The 14,591-nt window shown below is 71.7% G+C and carries 15 protein-coding genes; 10 read left to right on the top strand and 5 right to left on the bottom strand.

Annotated elements, in window-relative coordinates:
• The first annotated feature begins 101 nt into the window (after positions 1–101).
• From ACFSHS_RS16715 to ACFSHS_RS16700, 4 genes are all read left to right on the top strand, one after another.
• Positions 102–1,154, top strand: coding sequence for an SPL family radical SAM protein (locus tag ACFSHS_RS16715; RefSeq protein ID WP_376878518.1), 1,053 nt, complete (start codon positions 102–104; stop codon positions 1,152–1,154).
• Positions 1,042–1,341, top strand: a complete 300-nt coding sequence (locus ACFSHS_RS16710; protein ID WP_376878516.1) for a helix-turn-helix transcriptional regulator — start codon at positions 1,042–1,044, stop codon at positions 1,339–1,341. Before ACFSHS_RS16715 ends, ACFSHS_RS16710 begins: the two co-directional genes overlap by 113 nt.
• 388 nt (positions 1,342–1,729) lie before the next feature.
• On the top strand, positions 1,730–2,542 hold the full coding sequence (locus ACFSHS_RS16705) for a GNAT family N-acetyltransferase (RefSeq protein WP_376878514.1): 813 nt from the start codon (positions 1,730–1,732) through the stop codon (positions 2,540–2,542).
• 678 nt (positions 2,543–3,220) lie between these two features.
• Positions 3,221–3,814 (top strand): sigma-70 family RNA polymerase sigma factor, encoded by a 594-nt coding sequence (locus ACFSHS_RS16700; RefSeq protein ID WP_376878513.1) that lies wholly within the window; start codon positions 3,221–3,223, stop codon positions 3,812–3,814.
• A 303-nt stretch (positions 3,815–4,117) separates the two neighbouring features.
• Here ACFSHS_RS16700 and ACFSHS_RS16695 read toward each other — a convergent pair whose 3' ends face one another.
• On the bottom strand, positions 4,118–4,738 hold the full coding sequence (locus tag ACFSHS_RS16695) for a GNAT family N-acetyltransferase (protein ID WP_376878511.1): 621 nt from the start codon (positions 4,736–4,738) through the stop codon (positions 4,118–4,120).
• A 53-nt stretch (positions 4,739–4,791) separates the two neighbouring features.
• Entirely contained in the window at positions 4,792–5,256 is a 465-nt protein-coding gene (locus tag ACFSHS_RS16690; protein ID WP_376878509.1) for an ArsI/CadI family heavy metal resistance metalloenzyme, read from the bottom strand.
• A 117-nt stretch (positions 5,257–5,373) separates the two neighbouring features.
• On the opposite strand from ACFSHS_RS16690, the gene ACFSHS_RS16685 reads away from it, so the two are divergent.
• The 4 genes from ACFSHS_RS16685 to ACFSHS_RS16670 all read left to right on the top strand — a co-directional run bounded on the left by ACFSHS_RS16685 (position 5,374) and on the right by ACFSHS_RS16670 (position 8,392).
• Positions 5,374–6,117 carry a PIG-L deacetylase family protein gene (locus ACFSHS_RS16685; protein ID WP_376878507.1) on the top strand — a complete coding sequence of 248 codons (744 nt, stop codon included), beginning with the start codon at positions 5,374–5,376 and terminating at the stop codon, positions 6,115–6,117.
• Between the two features lie 62 nt (positions 6,118–6,179).
• Entirely contained in the window at positions 6,180–7,019 is an 840-nt protein-coding gene (locus tag ACFSHS_RS16680; RefSeq protein ID WP_376878505.1) for a class I SAM-dependent methyltransferase, read from the top strand.
• Between the two features lie 319 nt (positions 7,020–7,338).
• Positions 7,339–7,776 (top strand): ester cyclase, encoded by a 438-nt coding sequence (locus tag ACFSHS_RS16675; RefSeq protein ID WP_376878503.1) that lies wholly within the window; start codon positions 7,339–7,341, stop codon positions 7,774–7,776.
• A 22-nt stretch (positions 7,777–7,798) separates the two neighbouring features.
• Positions 7,799–8,392: a cupin domain-containing protein gene (locus ACFSHS_RS16670; protein WP_376878501.1), complete on the top strand. Its 594-nt coding sequence runs from the start codon at positions 7,799–7,801 to the stop codon at positions 8,390–8,392.
• 345 nt (positions 8,393–8,737) lie between these two features.
• Here ACFSHS_RS16670 and ACFSHS_RS16665 read toward each other — a convergent pair whose 3' ends face one another.
• From ACFSHS_RS16665 to ACFSHS_RS16655, 3 genes are all read right to left on the bottom strand, one after another.
• The gene (locus ACFSHS_RS16665; RefSeq protein ID WP_376878499.1) at positions 8,738–10,342 is read right to left on the bottom strand and encodes a SulP family inorganic anion transporter; all 1,605 of its coding nucleotides are present in this window, start codon (positions 10,340–10,342) and stop codon (positions 8,738–8,740) included.
• Between the two features lie 78 nt (positions 10,343–10,420).
• Positions 10,421–11,332, bottom strand: a complete 912-nt coding sequence (locus ACFSHS_RS16660; protein WP_376878497.1) for an MBL fold metallo-hydrolase — start codon at positions 11,330–11,332, stop codon at positions 10,421–10,423.
• Positions 11,329–12,378 (bottom strand): Gfo/Idh/MocA family protein, encoded by a 1,050-nt coding sequence (locus ACFSHS_RS16655; RefSeq protein WP_376878495.1) that lies wholly within the window; start codon positions 12,376–12,378, stop codon positions 11,329–11,331. Before ACFSHS_RS16655 ends, ACFSHS_RS16660 begins: the two co-directional genes overlap by 4 nt.
• A gap of 329 nt (positions 12,379–12,707) precedes the next feature.
• On the opposite strand from ACFSHS_RS16655, the gene ACFSHS_RS16650 reads away from it, so the two are divergent.
• Positions 12,708–13,562 carry a Gfo/Idh/MocA family protein gene (locus tag ACFSHS_RS16650; RefSeq protein ID WP_376878493.1) on the top strand — a complete coding sequence of 285 codons (855 nt, stop codon included), beginning with the start codon at positions 12,708–12,710 and terminating at the stop codon, positions 13,560–13,562.
• Positions 13,543–14,571 carry an ABC transporter substrate-binding protein gene (locus tag ACFSHS_RS16645; RefSeq protein ID WP_376878491.1) on the top strand — a complete coding sequence of 343 codons (1,029 nt, stop codon included), beginning with the start codon at positions 13,543–13,545 and terminating at the stop codon, positions 14,569–14,571. Before ACFSHS_RS16650 ends, ACFSHS_RS16645 begins: the two co-directional genes overlap by 20 nt.
• Positions 14,572–14,591 lie beyond the last annotated feature (20 nt).

Genomic DNA, 14,591 nt, shown 5'->3' with positions numbered 1-14,591 from the left:
GCCGTGGCAGTCCGGGCACCGCTGGAGCGTTCTTCCTGGTGATGGTCGCCGCTCCGGTGCTTCCCGCGCCGCTCTCCGCATCTGCTCCCTCTCCTAGCCGCGTGTGGACGCCCAAGCGGGTGCTGGTCACCCGCTCGGCCGCCGAACGCCCGCACGGCCAGCGCATCCTGGCCCGGCTCGACACGGCCGGCGTGCAGGACGTGGAGCTGCTGCGCGGTGACCGGCTGCCCAACCTGCGTGGCGAGGGCGACCGGGCGGCGTTCATGGCCGCCAAGGACACGATGGCGGTCGTGGTGGGTGCTCCGTCCCAGCGCAAGCTGCAGCCGATCCCGCCGTCGGCCGACTGGCGCTTCGACCTGGCGCAGGGCTGCCCCGCGCACTGCCAGTACTGCTATCTCGCCGGGTCCCTGTCCGGCCCGCCGATCACCCGGGTCTTCGCCGACCTCGACGAGGTGCTCACCGACCTGGACGGCTACGTGGGGCGGGGAGCGGTCACCTCGGGCACGGCCGAGCGCGGCGGCGAGGGGACGACGTTCGAGGCCTCCTGCTACACCGATCCGCTGGCCATCGAGCACCTGACCGGGGGGCTGGCCACCGCGATCGCGCACTTCGGCACGCACGGCTGGGCCGGCCCGGTGCAGCTGCGGGCGACCACCAAGTTCGACGACGTGGCCGGGCTGCTCGACCTGCCGCACGGCGGGCGCACCCGGCTGCGGTTCTCGGTGAACGCCCAGTCGGTGGCCCGCCGGTTCGAGGGGGCGACGAGCCCGGTCGCCGGGCGACTGGCGGCGCTGCGCGCCGTCGCCGCAGCCGGCTATCCGGTCGGCGTCACCGTCGCGCCGATCATGCCGGTCGAGGGCTGGCGGCAGGAGTACGCCGATCTGCTCGACGGCATCCGCGCCGCCGCCGGCGATGCCGACCTCACCGTGGAGTGCATCACCCACCGCTTCACGCCGGGCAGCAAGGCCACGCTCACCGACTGGTACCCGCGCACCAGGCTGGAGATGGACGAGGAGGCGCGAACCACCAAGCGCGGCAAGTTTGGATCGGTCAAGCACGTCTACCCGAAGGAGACGATGGCCGAGCTGCGCAGCTGGTTCGAGCGGGCCGTGGCCGACCGCCTGCCCGGCGCCCGGCTGCTCTACTGGACCTGACCCCGCCGCGAGGTTCCTCAGCCTCACCGACTGGCGTATGCACGTCGCCAAGGATCTGCTGCGCTCGTCCGACCTGGGTGTGGCCGCAGTGGGTCGTCGCGTCGGCTACGACTCCGAGGAGGCCTTCAGCCGAGCGTTCAAGCGCCGGACCGGGCTCGCGCCCAGTTCCTGGCGGTCGAGCTGCTGACTCGGGGGCGAGCTGAGGGACGACCGCTTCGCCGAGCAGGTGCAGGTTGTTCACGAGCTAGCCGCTGAACCGGGGCACGGGCGGCCTGCTTCGCTCTGTCGGGCGTCCGCGGACTCGTTCACGACGGGGCGACGCTGTTCCGATGGTCGAGGGCACTGGACTCGGATGCGTGGTGCCCCTCACGCGGTGGCCCCTCACAACGGAGCCGGGCCGGGTCGGGAGGCTGTCGGATAGGCGGCACGCTCGTGGGCAGGGACGGCGGGAGTCGGTGTGGTGTCTCGGTGGCGGGCAGGAGCCGCCAGCGCGAGTGACGGTGTCGCGCTCCCGTCTCGCTCGTGGAGGCGTCGCGGCCCTTCACCGGTGCCGGTTGGGCTGTCATGTTGTCGGCATGGCTGCCTCGATCGTGCCGCCCGAGGGAAGGCATCTCACCACCGGATGGGAGCCGGACCTGCCGCCGGAGGACACCCTGGTTCGTCAGGCGGTCCTGGTCCATGCGTCGTGGCCGGTCGAGGTCGCCCGTAGTACCGGGCGGCCCTACCGGTCGAGCCCGCACTGGGCCGGCGGGTGGATCGGGGACCGCGGCGCACTGACCAACCCCGTCGTGCTCAAGCAACCCCTGGCCGAGCCGGCGGCGACCCTCGCCGAGATCGACGAGATGTTCCCGGCCGACGTGCCGTACCTGTTGCTCAACCCCTGGCCTGCGCCCGACCTGGCGAACCACGGCCTCGTGCTGATCGGTCACCCACCGCTGATGGTTCGGCTGCCGGCTGCGGGGCCCGATCGGCCGCGGCAGGACATCGAGGTTCGGGAGGTGCGCACCGCGGAGGACTTGGCCGTCGCGGAACGGGTGCTGGTGAAGGGCTATCCCATGCCGGAACTGGAGCCGCTGCAGCCGGGAAACCTGATGGGCCCCGGCATCCTGGGCGGGGAGACCCGGGTATGGCTCGGCTTGGTCGACGGGGAGCCGGTCGCTGTCGCGGCCGCACACCGGCACGCCGGCGCCACGCTGGTGGAGTACGTCGCGACGCTGCCCCAGGCCCGGGGTCGCGGGGCTGGGGCAGCCGTCACGTGGGCGGCAACCCTGGCGCACCCGGATGAGCCAGCCGTCCTCATCGCCAGCGACGACGGGCGGCCGGTGTACGAACGCATGGGGTACGTGGCGATCGAGCGGTGGACTGCTTGGCTGCGCCCCGCCGGGTGACGGCTGCACGGCGGTGATGACGCCGGACCTGCGGGCCGGCGTCACGCTGGCTCATGGTTCGACCCGTGGGAGATCCTGCGATCGTTCAGAGCTGCACCGAGGGGCCGGGAGCGTCACCGGTGACGCCGGCTGACGAGCCGCCGCTACCTGCACTGTCCCCGGCGGTCCGACCGGCTCAGCTCGGACGACGTCCGCCGCGTGCGGGCAGTCACGAGGACCGGAGCGCTGACATCAGCCCGGTCGCGATCACGAACCCCGCACTTCGACGCTGCGGACCCATGATCCGAGATCCCTGGCGACGGCGACGGCGATCGATCTCGGGCCGCCGCTGGCTCGGACGACCGAGCCGTCACCGCCACCGGACGAGCCGGCACGGTCAAGGTCACCTGGTAGCGGGCATCCTCACGGGCACTGCTCGGTCTCCGCGGGCGGACCTGGCACCCTCTTCGAGCTCCGAGATCGAGAGGCGCACACGTGTCGCATCTCGGCGGCGAGGCCGCATGCGATGTCCGGAGGCGGGAGTGGGCGTCCTCGTCGAGGACAGCCTGTCGAGCCGTGAGGACCAGACCGTCACGGCTCCGCCGGCCGGGCGGGATGTATCGAGGTGATGTGCGTCCGTTGCGTACTAGCGTCGTCAGTGGAAGCGAGTCCTGCCAATTCTCCGACCAGGGAGCGGACATGACCGGGACCGCGATCGATGCACGGCTCGACACCGAGGGCGTCTGGCGGGAGTTCGGCGCGCAACTGGGGGCGTTCGTCCGCCGGCGCGTCAGCGACCCGGACCGTGCCGAGGACGTCCTCGGCGAGATCGTGCTGCGGATCCACCGCAACCTCGACCGTGTCGACGACCGCGAGCACCTCACACGGTGGGTCTACCGGATCACGCGCAATGCCATCATCGACGAGTACCGGCGTGCCCAGCGCGAGCAGGGGCGCCGGGCGCCCCTGCCCGACGGGGCCGCCGAGCTCATCGCCGACACGCCCGACGAGGCCGAGCCGGGCGTCCTGCGTGAGCTGGCCGCGTGCCTGCGGCCGCTGCTCGACCGGCTGCCGCCCGAGCAGCGCCGCGCGCTGGAGCTGACCGACCTGGACGGGCTGACCCAGACCGACGCCGCCGCGCGCGAGTCCATGTCCGTCTCCGGCATGAAGTCGCGGGTGCAGCGCGGCCGGCGCCGGCTCGCCGAGCTGCTCGGCCGGTGCTGCGCGCTCACCCTCGACGCGCGCGGCGTGCCGATGGACTACACACCGCCCGCCGGCTGTCACTGCGGCTGACCGCAGTCCCGACGGCAGAACCCGGCCGAGTGCCTGCTGTCCACCGCCCACGAGCCTGAGCCCCTCCTCGGACGGCGACCCGGGCGCAGGACCGGGTGCACATCCACCGACCGCGGCTCGGCGGTCAGCTCGCAGCCGGGCGGTCCGCGTGCGACGCGGTGAAGGCGCGTGCGGAGGCCGCCTGTCGCCCCACGAACCCACGTCCGTCGTCGACGCCGACGAGGAGGGAAGACCGCCGAGCTCCTCGGCACCGTCCGTCAGGCGATCCGCCACGAGCACGGCCGCGGAGCCGCCGGCAACGGCTCAGGCAGCGACCCGCCGGTCCGCGGCCCGCTTCCGTGCGGCGCGGGCAACGCGCCCGATCCGGCAGGCGTCGGTGGCCGGCACCTCCGGCAGCGGGGTGGTGCCCTCCAGGGTGCCGTACTCGACGGTGAAACGGCCGCCGAGCGGGATGGCGAGGGAGCGGATGGCCGAGTTGCCCGGGTCCATCACCCACAGGAGCGAGCGCACGCCCACGTCCGCCGCGGCGGTCGCCACGACCTCGAGGAGCATGCGGCCCAGCCCGTGCCCCTGGTACTCGTCGACCACCTCCAGCGCCACCTCGGCGGCGGTGGGGTCCCCGGTGAGCCGTACGTAGCGGCCGATGCCGACGGGCCATCCCTCGACGAGGGCGACCCAGCAGCCGTGCCGGTCGTGGTCCACGTCCACCAGCCGCTCCAGCATCGACGGGCTCAGCGTCGGCATGGGGGCCAGGAACCGGGTCCGGCGCGATTCCGGTGACAGGCCGTCGAACACCAGCCGCACCGTGTCAGCGTCCCCCGGGACGAGCGGCCGGACGGCGACGTCCGACGCCAGCAGTCCTGGCCGGTCGACGACCTCGAGCATCGACGGTGCGCCGTCGACGCCCGTCACGATCCTGAACATCTCGATCTCCTCCAGCCGCCCCCGCCGAGTCGGCAGGGGGTTCACGAGCGGGGTCAGGCGCAGCAGGTGCCGCCGGACGTCGCAGCCTCGCTCTCGCACCTCACCGCGCATGCCGAGGTCGTCTGCCCGTCCGGGTCGACCGGACCGTCGTCGGTCACGGCGTAGAACTCCCACGTGCCGGTGGGCACGTCCGGGGCGGTGACGAACACCTTGTCCTGGACGGCGTGGCAGCACAGGTCCTGCTCGGCGAGCGTCGCCTCGAGCCCGGCGGTCCGGAAGCGGGCCAGCGCGGCGGTCACTTCGACGGACGTCGCCGTCTCGACCCCGAGGTGGTTGAGGCGCTCGGCCGCCCCCGGCTGCTCGATGAGCACCAGCTTCAACGGCGGGTCCTCGACGGCGAAGTTGGCGTAGCCGTCGCGCTGCTTGTGCGGCCGTACACCGAACAGCTTGGCGTAGAAGTCCGTCGCCGCCGCGACGTCGGAGACGTTGAGCGCGAGCTGCACGCGGGTGGTGGGCATGTCGTCCTCCTGTTGGGCGACACCGGGCCGTCGCCGCGGTGCCGCCCGTACTGACGCGGCCGGCGGGCGTCGGACGCACGGCTGCGTCCCTCGCCGGAGGTCGCCGTCAGTACGGGCATGAGCCGACAGCTAGAGGTCGTTCCCGAGGACTGGGCGCGCGCGATGGCGGTCGTCGCCCACCCCGACGACCTGGAGTACGGCGCCGGGAGCGCGATCGCGCGCTGGACCCGCAGTGGCAAGACCGTGGGCTACGTGATCGTGACCGACGGCGAGGCCGGCATCGACGGGCTCGAGCCAGGCCAGGCAGGGCCGCTGCGGCAGAAGGAGCAGATCACGAGCGCCGCGATCGTCGGGGTGCAGGACGTGACGTTCCTCGGCCATCGCGACGGCGTCGTCGAGCTCTGCCTGGACCTGCGCCGCGACATCGCCCGCCAGATCCGCCGGTTCCGGCCGGAGGTGCTGGTCACCGCGACCTACGAGCTGACGTACGGCATGGCCGCCGGGCAGCGGATCGTCAACCAGGCCGACCACCGCGCCGTCGGCGTGGCGGTGCTCGACGCCGCCCGCGACGCCGGCAACCGGTGGATCTTCCCGGAGCTGCTGGGCGAGGGCTTCGAGCCGTGGGGCGGGGTCCGCCACGTCTACGTCATGGGCGCGAGCGAGCCCACCCACGCCGTCGACGTCACCGACACCGTCGATGCCGGCGTCGACTCACTGCGCGCGCACGAGGCCTACCTGGAGGGGCTGGGCCGTGAGTTCGATCCCGACGCGTTCGTGCGTCGGCTCACCGCGAGGGCTGGGCCGGCGATCGGCGTCCGGCATGCCGTCGCGTTCGGCCGCATCCAGCTCCCGGGCGTGTGACACCTGCCAGAACCCACAGCGAGATCCCGTGCGTCCGAGACGGAAGCCGAGAAGGGAAGATCATGACCAGCACGATCGACCAGACCGCCGACCAGGCCGTGAAGGCCAGGCACCGCGCCGTGTGGGCCTCCGGCGACTACCCCGCCGTGGCTGCCCAGCTGATCCCGACGCTCGGGGCGACGCTCGTCGAGGCGACCGGGGTCCGCGCCGGCCAGCGCGTGCTCGACGTGGCCGCCGGATCGGGCAACGCTGCGATCCCGGCCGCCGCCACCGGCGCCACCGTGGTCGCATCCGACCTGACCCCCGAGCTGTTCGACGCCGGCCGCGCGGCCGCCGCCGAGCACGGTGTCGAGCTGGAGTGGGCGCAGGGCGACGCCGAGGCGCTGCCCTACCCGGAGGACAGCTTCGACGTCGTCCTGTCCTGCGTCGGAGCGATGTTCGCCCCGCGCCACCAGACCGTCGCCGACGAGCTCGTGCGGGTCACCCGGCCGGGCGGGACGATCGGGATGATCAACTGGACGCCGGAGGGCTTCATCGGCCAGGTGTTCAGGACGCTGAGCCCGTATGCGCCGCCGTCCCCGCCCGGGGCCACGCCCCCGCCCCGATGGGGCGACGAGGAGCACGTCCGGGCGCTCTTCGGCGACCGGATCACCGACGTCGAGATGCGGCGGCAGACCGTCGTGATGGACGTCAGCCCGGACCCGGCGGCGTTCCGGGAGTACTGGAAACGCAACTACGGCCCGATCATCGCGGTGTACGACTACAACGCCGCTGATCACGACCGGGTGGTAGCGCTGGATCGCGACCTCCTGCAGCTGCTCACCGCCTGGAACCGCTCCGACACGCCCGGCCGGACGGCGTACCCGGCCGAGTACCTGCTGTTCACCGCCCGCAAGCGCTGACCCTTCGCCACGGCGAACCGGGCGCGGGGCCGGTGCAGGTTCACCGACCGCAGGTCGACGGCCAGCACGTCGCCGCCGAACTCGCGCCCGACGCGGACGCCGGGGAATCGGTCGGCCGGCGGCGCGGGCCGGACACGTGCCCACGGGCCTCGGTAACCGCGACGCGCCGGTACCGGCGTCGCCCGGTTGCCGGGCGCGCCGCACGACGACGGGCCCCACCGCCTGCTCGGCCACCCACCTCCCCTCCGGCGCTCGGCATGGGAGGAGAGCGGCTCGCGACGCCGGCTCGACGGGCTGACGAACACCTCGAGGAGAAACCATGACCGACCACGCCAGAACCGTCGCCACCGCCGTCGGCCTGCTCAACGCAGGCGACGTGGACGGCTACGTCACCAGGCTGTACACCGAGGACGCCGTCTTCCACGGATTCCCGCCCCAGGTCCCACCCGGGCGCGACGGGATCGCGGCGTTCTTCCACGCCCTGCGCGCCGGCATGCCGGACGCCCACATCGGTGCCGAGGACGTCGTCGCACAGGGCGACCGGGTCGCGGTCCGGTTCACCCTGACCGGCACGCACACCGGGGAGCTGCTCGGCGCCTCGAGGACCGGTAGGCGCATCGCGGTGGAGGGCATCACGATCCTCCGCTTCCGGGGCGAGCGCGTGGCCGAGCGCTGGAACCGCCTCGACGACGTCGCGCTGCTCACCCAGGTCGGCTTGCTGCCCGCCCCGGCCGAGACCGAAGCCGTCAACCGTTGATCACCTCTGGAGGAGGAACACCATGCCCGACACCGACCCCACCAGCACCCGTCGCCCGCTGTCGCGCGCCATGCGCCGCCGGGCCGCCTTCGTCGCCGCGCCCACGGTCGCCGGCCTCCTGGTGCTCGGCGTCCTGACCGGATACGGAGGCACGGTCGTCGCAGAACAGGGGGACCACGGTCACGCAGACATCACCACTACGCCGGTCGGTCCGCGGTCGACGTTCACCGACGACGTCGGCACCCAGATCCGGTTCCGGTTCGACGGGCGGGCGGAGGAGGTCGTGACCGTCAAGGACGCGTCGACGATCGCCACCTTGGAGATCACGATCCCGCCCGGCGGGGTGTTCCCCTGGCACACCCACCCCGGCCCGGTGCTGATCAACGTGGCGGAGGGCGAGTTCGTCTACCGGCTGGCCGCTGACTGCGTCGACCGCGAGTACCGCGCCGGCGAGGCGCTCGTCGACGCGGGCGGAACCAACGTGCACACCGCGTTCAACCCCGGGACCGGTAACACCAGGGTGATCGCGACCATCCTCGGTGCGCCGGCCGATGGCCCGCTGACGGTTCCGGCCCCGGGCCCGGACCCCGCGGTGTGCCCGCTGCCCACTCCGTGAGCACACAGGGGATGGGGAAGGGCCCATCGGCGTGGCGTGGCACCGCGTCCGGCGGTCGCGGTGGCTTCGTGCGGGGACGGACAGAAGGACGTCGGGGCGTTCGTCCCCGCATCTCCGCCGGGCACGCATCTGTGAGCCCGTCTCCGGAGCATGTACCCGTGAGCCCTGGAGGGGAGGGCCGGGGGCTGCGGGGATGGAGGGCATCGCGCGGGAGCCGCGCCCGCGTGACCCCATGGGTCACGGGGACGCCCCACACCGGGATGGAACCGGCATTGCCAGCTTGGCAGGCTTGGGTTTCCGAGCGGGTCAGCGCAAGTCGGGCGGATGCCGTGCCGTTCTCGTGCCTCAGCGCGACATCCGGCGGCGGGAGGGGCCGCGCCCACCGCCGGGGCCGCGGCCGTCCGCGGTCGTGGTGTCGGCACCGCCGAGGACGTCGGTATCGCGTTCACGGGGGTCGTCGTCCGGCGGCAGGCTGACCTCCGGCAGTACGCGGGAGACCAGGCGTCGGCCGTGCTGGGGGACGTCGCCGAGGGTGACCGGCAGGTGGAGGTCCTGGAGGACCGCCCGGATCGTGAGCATGCCCGACAGGTCGATGCGGCCCAGTTCGTTCAGGTGCAGGACGATGCGACGGGTGCCGGGATGACAGGCGACGACCTCGACGAGCTGGTCCTGCAGCGCCGGGGCGGATGCGTAGTAGAGAACCCCCTGCGGTCGCAGGTGCAGTGTCCCGTCGACGGTGAGCTCGGCCTGCACGTGCAACCGCAGCTCGCGCCACAGGTGGACGGCGACCGCCAGGGCCACGCCGACGAGAACCCCACGTTCGATACGCGGGGCGAAGGCCAGCGTGGCGACAAAGGTGGCGACGGCGACGCCGGTCTGCGGGCGGGAGAGCCGCCACTGGCGGCTGAACACGCGGGGGTCGAGCAGTGGCAGCGCTGCGGTGAGGACCAGCCCGGCGAGCACCGTCCGGGGGAGCGGGGAGAGGACGTCGGCGATCGGCAGGGCGGCGAGCACGAGCAGGCCGGTGATGGCACCCGACCAGCGCGTCGTCGCACCCGCGGCCCGGTTCAGCGAGGACCGGGACAGCGACCCCCCGGTGGGATATCCGCCAGCGAAGCCGGCGGCCACGTTCGCCAGTCCCTGGCCGATGAGTTCGCGGTCGGGGTGCCAGTGCTGTCGGTCCTCGGCGGCGAACCGGCGGGCGATCGCCACCGGCTCGGCGAAGCCGACGATCGCGATCACGGCACCGGGCACGAGCAGTTGCGGCAGCGCCGACCACATGAGGTCGAAAGTGACGGGCGGCAGGCCCGTGGGGATGTCGCCGACCAGGTCACCGGGGTAGGCGGTGAGGCCGCCGACCACCACTCCGGCGGCGGCGACCAGGGGTACAGCGGGGAACAGGGGACCGAGGCGGCGGGACAGGACCAGGAAGAGCACCGTCGCCAGCCCCAGGCAGAGCGCGGCCAGCTCCCACGCGGCCGGGCGCGCCAGTGCCGCGGCCGCGGCCCCCAGCGGGTTGGCCGACTCGGAGTCGAGATCGAGCAGCGGCGGCACCTGCGAGGCCACGATCAGGATCGCGCCGCCGACCAGGAAGCCGTTGATCGCCGGCTCGGAGAGCAGATAGGCGAAGGCGCCCGCGCGCAGCAGCCCCAAGAGCAGGCGCACGACCCCGACCACCACGGCCAGCACGGCGGCGTAGGCGACCAACTCCGTGGAGTTCTCCGGTGCGAGCGGGGTCAGGGCTCCGAGGGTCAGCAGGCTCGTCATCGCCACGGGACCGGTCTGCAGATAGGGCGAGGAGCCGACGAAGGAGGCGAAGATCGGCGCCGCAGCAGCGGCGTAGAGCCCCTGGATCGGCGGCAGCCCGGCGAGCTGGGCGTAGGCCATGCCCTGGGGGAGCAGAATCAGCGCCACACTCAGCCCCGCCACGACGTCCCCGCGGGTCGGCATCGGCGGACGCAATCGTCGCCGCGGCACGGTGCGCGCGCTCAAAGCAGCATCTCGGTCACCGGGAACGCTTTCCGAGCTTCAGATCAGATCGCAGACTGGGAGAAGGTCGCGGCCCACCATCAGCTCGCCGGTGTAGTCGCGGCGGACGATCTCCGCCCACGCCGTGTCGGGAAGGTGGCCGGGGATGAGGTGGGTCAGCGCGAGGGACGTGACGCCGGCCTCCTGGGCCACGCGACCGACGTCGTGCACGCTGGTGTGGTAGTCGGGGATGCCCCAACCGGGAAACAGTGCCTCGTGGATCAGCAGGTCGGCGCCCTGCGCGGCCTCGATCAACCTCTCACACGGTCGCGTGTCGCCGGAGATGGCGATGGACCGGCTCCCGGACCGGATGACGAAGCCGAACGCATCTTCGACAGGTGAGTGTTCGACCTCGACGGCGGTGACTTGCCAGCGTCCGAAGTGGAGCGTCGTGCCGTGGTGCACCTCCACGACGGACACCCCCAGTGCGTCGAGCGAATAGCCGTGGGGCATGCGAGAGCGGACGTCGTAGTCGTGGGCGGCGAAGACGCGGTTGAGGAACTGTTCGGTCCCGGGCGGGCCGATGACGACGGGCGGTCGTCGCTGCGTCCCGTGGACCCACGGCGCCATGAGGAGGAAGCCGAGGTCCACGTTGTGGTCGAGGTGGTGATGCGTGATCAGGACGTGCGTCACGTCCTGCGGTTGCCATCCCAGCCGGAGCAGTTGGTAGGCGCAACCGTTGCCGGTGTCGACCATGACGACGTCGTCCCCGGCCGAGATGACGGTGGACGGGCCATGCCGGCCGTCGATGACAGCCGGCGTGCCGGTCCCCGCCAGCCAGCACCGGAGCCTCGCCGCGCCGGTGGAGGCGCTGCCGAAGTCCTCGGGACGGACGAGTCGGGCCTTGACCAGCGGTTCGTCGTCGCGGTACGCGGACAGCAGTCCCCGCCGGCGGGCTGGGTCCGATGTCACGCCGGTTCCTCCGTGATGAGTTCTTCCGCATACTGGTCCACCTGCAACCAGCGGCCCGTGGCGGCGGCCTCGTACGCGGCCAGCACGGTCTCGAGCGTCCGTCGAAGCCGCGGCACGCTGGACTCCGGCTGGGTGCCCGTGGCCACGCAGTACAGGAAATGGTCGACTTCTTCCCGGAAGCCCATGGAGGAGGACCCGGTCTCCACCACTTGCTGGCGCCCCTCGAGCGTGTAGGAGACCGCCCCGCTCCAGACGTCGAACTCCACGACTCCCGCGGGGAAGAAGAACTGGAAGCCCAACCGGCGGGGGCCGGCCTGGCGCGAACGACCTGTCAGAACGACGGAGGCGAGCGTGTCGCCGGCCAACTCGGCGGACACGACGGTCGTGCTGTCCATCGGGGCCTTGCCGGGAGGGGCCGCTCGATCGGTCGCCGCCGTGATCCGTTCGACCGGCCCGAGCATGGCCTCGAGCAGTGAAAAGGTATGTATGCCTGCCTGCATCAGGTAGCCGGCCCCCGCCGACTCGGCCGAGAAGGTCCACGCCGGCACCAGCCCCTCCTCGGCGATGTAAAGGGCACTCTCGTGCCAGGCCTTGACGAGGAAGGGGCGGCCGAGCCCGAGGTCGTCAATGGTGCGCTCGGCGATCCGTCGGGCGGAGGAGAACAACCAGTTCTCGGCAACCATGACGGTGCGGTCGGCCCGCTCGGCCGCTCGTTGCATGCGCACGGCGTCGCGCGGATCGGTCGCCACCGGCTTCTCGACGAGGACATGCAGTCCTGCTTCGAGGGCCTCGAGGGTCAACGTGCAGTGCAGGTCAGGCGGCACGCACAGGTCGACAGCGTCGACTTGCTCCGAGACAGCGCCCAGGGAGCTCTCCACTCGGGGTACGCCGAACTCCTGGGCCATGCCGCGGGCCCGCTCGATGTTCCGGTCCACGAGGACGTCAACGCGCGCATCCGTGCGTGTCGCCCACGCCGGGAGATGGGCCTGGCGGGCGATGTCGCCTGCCCCGACCACCGCCACACGGATCGGATTTGAGGACGCCACGCTCGCTCCCTTGGTTCGGTCTGGCGGCGCAATCCTAAACGAAAGGTCTGACAAACTCAATCTTGACGTGGTGACCGGTGTCACTTAACGTCGCGGTGCTGGTGAGGTTTGTCAGACAAAGTTCGACGGTGGAGGCGCTCATGCGCTTGGGGATGCTGGGCACGGACCTTCTCCATGCACTCGAGTACGCCTCGTTGCTGAACGCTGCACCTGGGACCGTGCCTGCGAAGGCGGACGTCGACCACTCCGCCGCCGTGGGCGGCATGCCGGCTCCCGCGGTGAGCTGTCCCAGCGGATGGCGTCCAGCGTCGGCGTCAGGGAGCGATCTGGTGTCTCACCCTGACCTCGGTCCCGCTCGCGTGGTCGCCTGGTGGGGTCAAGATCCCGAGCTGGCGCGCCAGTGGGCCGACCGGACCGGGGTCGAGCGCGTCGTCGACCGGCCCGAGGTTCTGGTGGGACAGGTGGACGCCGTGCTGATATGCACCTGGCGGGGCAGCGACCACGCCGCGCTCGCCCGGCCGTTCCTCCGGGCTGGTGTACCCGTGTTCGTGGACAAGCCCTTCACGGAGTCGATCCCCGAGGCTCGCGAGCTGGTGGCGATCGCCGAGGAGACCGGCGCGGTGCTGTTCACGTCGTCGCCGTGGAAGTGGTCCCCGGCCGTCGGCGAGGTCCACCGCCGGGCGCATGAGTTGGGCGGGCTACGGACCTGCGTAGCCACCGGTCCCTACGTCGACGGCCCCTTCTTCTACGTCACGCACATGGTCGAGACGGGTCAGTTCCTGCTCGGTACCGGTGCGGCCACCGTGTGCGCACTGGAGACCGAGGCCGCCCGGGTCATCACGGTCACCTACCGGAGCGGAGAGGTGCTCGTCGTGAACGCACTCCGGGACACGTCAGCCGTGCGGCAGGTGACGTTGTACGGCAAGGACGGCTATCTGGAGGCAGACATCAACGAGGCGCAGAAGGAAGTCGGCATGGTCGAGATGCTGGCCGTTTTCCTCCGCGCGGCCCGAACCGGGCGCCCGCCCCTGTCGTACGAGCACCCCGTGGAAGCCACGGCTGTGATGGCGGCGGCGCAGCACTCCATCGAACGCGGCGGTGTCCCTGTCGCGCTGGACACCCTCCTGCGGCCGCAGTGGGGACCGAGCATCGGAAGGATGAGCAATGAGCAGCAGGCGTATTAACGGCCGATTCAGAGACAGCTCGATCCGGCGTGGCCTCGCAGCGGGCCTGGTGGCGGCCCTGCTGACCGCCTGCGGTGGAGGCGAGGCCGGCTCGGGTGGGACCGATGGCGAAGCACCGGTGCCCATGACGTTCACCGGCGCCGGGAACTTGTCCTGGCTGAACATCTACGTGGCCCACGACGAAGGCATCTTCGAGCGCCACGGAATCGAGTCGAACGTCCGCCTCTTCGACGTCGGCTTCCTCGGCACCGAGGCAGTGCTGGCTGGTGAGGCCCACACTGCCGGATCGGTCGAGTTCCCTCTCCTTGGTCTGCTCGCTCAGGGTGGCGACATCGTCGTGCCCGCCGTCGTCGTCCAGGCCAACGACCAGCGGATCGTGGTGGACGATTCCATCCAGAAACCTGAGGACCTCGCCGGCAAGCGCATCGGCCTGATCGCCGGATCAGCATTCGAGTACGCCTTCCAGGAGTACCTCGAGCTCCATGGCGTATCCCGCGACGAGGTGGAGTTCGTCAACGTGGACGCTGCCGAGCAGGTCGCGGTCATGGCACGGGGTGACATCGACGGATTCCTCAACGTCGAACCCGTGGTCAGTCGCGGACTGGAGTCCCTCGGCGGTGATGCGCACATCCTGGAGCCCGGCATCGAGGACGTGTATCAGACCCGGATCTTGCTGGAGATGCAGGGGGAGTGGGTCCGGGAGAACCCGGAGGCCACCGAGCGCGTCCTCGAGGCTCTGATCGAGGCCGATGAATTCATCGAGGCCAACCCCGAGCGGGCTGTGGAGATCGGCGCGGAGTGGACCCAGCAGGAACCCGAGGTCGTCCGGGCGTTCCTCGACGACGCGGAGTTCGACTACACCGTGCATCTGGATCAGGCAGCGCGGGACAGCATGCAGGCCATCGCCGAGTGGATGGTGGACCAGGGCAAGATCGACCGGGTTCCGGATCTCGACGAAGTCTTCGTTCCCGAGTACCTGGAGGCCGTCGCCCCGGAGCAGGCCGAGTGATCGTGGAGGTGAGCCGCGAG

The organism is Blastococcus deserti (assembly GCF_042682525.1).
Lineage (GTDB): Bacteria > Actinomycetota > Actinomycetes > Mycobacteriales > Geodermatophilaceae > Blastococcus_B > Blastococcus_B deserti.
This window is presented reverse-complemented; position numbering and strand designations above follow the sequence as displayed.